Origin of the sequence: Candidatus Acidulodesulfobacterium acidiphilum (assembly GCA_008534395.1) — a bacterium.
In the GTDB taxonomy this organism is placed as follows: Bacteria; SZUA-79; SZUA-79; order Acidulodesulfobacterales; family Acidulodesulfobacteraceae; genus Acidulodesulfobacterium_A; species Acidulodesulfobacterium_A acidiphilum.
This window is the reverse complement of record SHMQ01000067.1, coordinates 1-3,290: the sequence shown is the minus strand read 5'-3', so window position 1 is coordinate 3,290 and position 3,290 is coordinate 1. Positions and strand designations below refer to the sequence as shown.

5 protein-coding genes are annotated in these 3,290 nt (G+C 29.4%); all 5 read left to right on the top strand.

Annotated elements, in window-relative coordinates; genetic code table 11:
• Window positions 1–339 precede the first annotated feature (339 nt).
• The 5 genes from EVJ48_10390 (at window position 340) to EVJ48_10370 (ending at window position 3,167) form a co-directional block, all read left to right on the top strand.
• Window positions 340–549: a hypothetical protein gene (locus EVJ48_10390; protein RZV36470.1), complete on the top strand. Its 210-nt coding sequence runs from the start codon at window positions 340–342 to the stop codon at window positions 547–549.
• Window positions 542–1,402 (top strand): hypothetical protein, encoded by an 861-nt coding sequence (locus tag EVJ48_10385; protein ID RZV36469.1) that lies wholly within the window; start codon window positions 542–544, stop codon window positions 1,400–1,402. The genes EVJ48_10390 and EVJ48_10385 overlap by 8 nt, the downstream gene beginning before the upstream one ends.
• 380 nt (window positions 1,403–1,782) lie before the next feature.
• A complete protein-coding gene (locus EVJ48_10380) occupies window positions 1,783–2,127 on the top strand; it encodes a hypothetical protein (protein ID RZV36468.1) in 345 nt (114 codons plus the stop codon).
• 5 nt (window positions 2,128–2,132) lie between these two features.
• Entirely contained in the window at window positions 2,133–2,783 is a 651-nt protein-coding gene (locus tag EVJ48_10375) for a hypothetical protein (protein ID RZV36467.1), read from the top strand.
• A 150-nt stretch (window positions 2,784–2,933) separates the two neighbouring features.
• Window positions 2,934–3,167: a hypothetical protein gene (locus tag EVJ48_10370; GenBank protein RZV36466.1), complete on the top strand. Its 234-nt coding sequence runs from the start codon at window positions 2,934–2,936 to the stop codon at window positions 3,165–3,167.
• Window positions 3,168–3,290 lie beyond the last annotated feature (123 nt).

The window sequence follows — 3,290 nt, the reverse complement described above, 5'->3', positions numbered from 1 at the left end:
TATAAAGACTATATCGGTAATAAGCGGGGTAATTTTAATTGCAGTAGGGATACTGATATTTTTTAATTATCTCTCCGTAATATCTTTATATTTCGGCAATGCTTTCCATTACAATATACCGTATAATTCTTAAGAGGTAGCTATTTATCATGAGATATATTTTACTTGGTTCGGATGCTCCGAAAGTATATGTTAAAGATTGCAAAGAATCAAAATCGGAACTATGTATAAGTAAAGATACCGATTTTTTGAGAACTGAATTATATTGCTCAGACTGTTTATATAGTAGTATATGCTTTTTGTTGCAAAAAAAAATTTAAAAAAAAGGAGAAAATATTAATGTCTATAAATCAAAACCAAAAAACGTCGGTTATTAACATATCGGATTTGACGGTAATGCGAATACAAAAACTCAACAATATTGTTGAAGCATTAAAGGATTATTCGACACTGCCGGATTTAAGCAAGCGTGAAAAAATAGACCTCTTTAATCAAATAGAATCTTTAAGAGAAGTCGTAAAATTTCTTAAGGAGTCCAGATATGCTTAAGAGATTTGTTTTTTTATTTTTCTTATTTGTTATTTCTTTTACTTTTAACGTTTCTGCTTTTGCCGGAGAATCGTGGATAGATAAAGCTAAACATCCTGAATATAAAGGCACTATAAACTTGCCGCATTATTCGGTGAATATGAATAACTTGACCAAAGAACTTTTAAATATTAAAAAGCAGGAAAAAAAAGAAAAAAAAGTAAAATATTCCAAACCGAATGCCGAAGTGAATGCGGCGGTTAAATCCACTTTAAGCACTTTAGCTACTAAATCGTTTAACCGCAAAATAAGTTTCTTTGCAAAGCAAATGCTCGGCAAGGGCGAGTTCGGCAAATACGTGCCTAAATCTATTAAAGAGCATTATCTTAAAGTTTTAAAAAACAGCAAGCCTTTTGATATGACAGGCGGTCATAGACTATTTTTAATCATATCGAGTTCTATTCCTTTTAAAACTTTAAGGCGTTATGTTTTTCAAATAGCGGATAACGACTTACCTATTCAAATGGTTTTACGAGGTCTTTTGCCCGGTTCTGATAACGGAAAATATTTTATGCCTACTATAAAGTATATAACGAGGCTTATAAAATATAAAGGCAGGACTGGTTATTACGATATGCACGTGGATATTGATCCGTTAATACCAGAAAAATACAATATCAATAAAGTGCCTGCTTTGATATATGACGTAAATTATAATCCTCAGACATTTACGACGATAGGCGATAAGGCTTACGTCGTTTACGGAGACGTCGATTTAGAATATGGTTTAAAACAAATTGAGAATAAGACTGATTCAAAATATATTAAGGAAGTTCTAAATCGGTTTAAGGCAAATTCTTTTTTTAATCATTAAAAAACGGCTTTCGTATTTAAGTTTTAAAGGCGTTTAAAATTAATTTAAGTCTTGTTATATTAAAAGTATAATTAAACGCCTTTAAACGCAAATTAAGAGCATTATTTTTGATTTTCAAGAATTAAACAGTTTTTGTGAATAAGTTTTTGAAAGGCAAGTAATTAAAATTTAAAGTTTTAAAAATTTCAGAACTTTAATCAAATTGCTTAATTTTTAATCCGCCCGAAAAGGCGGTTTTTTTAAGGTTTTTTAGAAAAGTTTACAAAATGAATTATATTGTAAACTTTTTTATTGACTTTTAACTTCGCTTATAATATAAATATTTACATTACAATAAAATGTAAACTTTTTTAAAATTAAAATTTAAGGAGGATTTAAAAATGTTAAAATCGAAAAAATTATTTGTAATTTTATTTTTAATCGCCGGTTTTTTATTTTTATTCGGCAACGTTCAAAAAGCTTCTGCGCAAAACGGTATTTTTATTTCGACGCTCTCTAAAATACCTGGCTATAAAATAATTAAAGATTACGGTATAGGTTCTAATGCATATTTTTTCAGTTCAAATTCATATTCAGCAAAAAAAACTATATCTGCTATATTCAATAATATTAACAAACGTGCACCGCAAGGCGCAAATGCCTGTATAAATTTCAAATTGTTTTCCGCAAGAGGAAGATTTTTTGTAGGTTATTGCGAATATGTAACTATTTCGTCAAGTAAATAAAAACTATGCAAGAATCTATCGTATTTTACGAAGAAATTAAAAAAGGCAAAAAAACGGTTTTAAAAGAAACGACTTTAAAGAAGTCTAACGAAACCATTAAATTTTTTTATAAAGACGAATTTAAGTTATTAATGGAAAATACGGACAACGGTTTCCATAGGCTTTTGTTTCTTTTTATTTACGAAACGGGCTCCAGAATATCCGAGGCTCTGTCAGTAAAATATTCTGATATAGACGAATCTACGTCTAAAGTTAAAATACCGGTGCTTAAACAAAAAAGAAAGGTATGGAAATTTTTAAAAATTTCGGACAAATTATTGTCTTTAATATTATCAAGACGGTTAAAGGGATTCGATAAAAACGATTACGTGTTTGCGAGATTTAAGGGTAAAAGGCATATATCGAGGCAAGCGGCGGATAAAATCTTTGCCAAATACGTCAAAAATATTTTGGGCGATAGTTATTCCGATAAGGCGCATCTCCATGCCTTGCGTCATTCAAGAGCAGTCCATTTGTTGGATAGCGGCATGAATATAATGCTATTAAAAAATTTCTTAGGTCATAGCAATATATCTAATACCTTAATTTATCTAAAATATAGCTCTAAAGATTTAGACAATGCGATAGATCAGGCTAATGATAATTTGTTTTTTTAAACAGCGCAAATTTTGGATTTTGTTGATTAATTTGGCAAATTGTAACATATTTGTAACATAAATTTAACCGTTTTGTAACAAAACCGTCATAATTCCGTAATATTTATTTGATATAATCATCTTTATTTTTATTAAAAGGGGGTTGTATCGATGTTTATTGCGGAATTATTTTTTTTTGCGGTTGAAATTTTTTTTCTAATCTATCTTTTTCTAAAAGGAAAAGCGATAGCAAATGAAATGCGGAAATTAAAACTTGAAAGGCAGTCGGTTATGAATTTAAAAGAAGCGTTAGAAGAAAATTTTATTACGGAAATAGAAGCGGCAAAAAATAAAATAATAGATGAGTTTATTAAAAAATTATATGATTATCATTTCAATATTTAATTTTATATGACCACAAAAGCGACCACAGTCTAAAAAATTAACTATTTTTAATCTACTGCAAAGCCTTTATATTACTGGTGGGCTGTGTCGGGATCGAACCGACGACCTACTGATTAAGAGTCA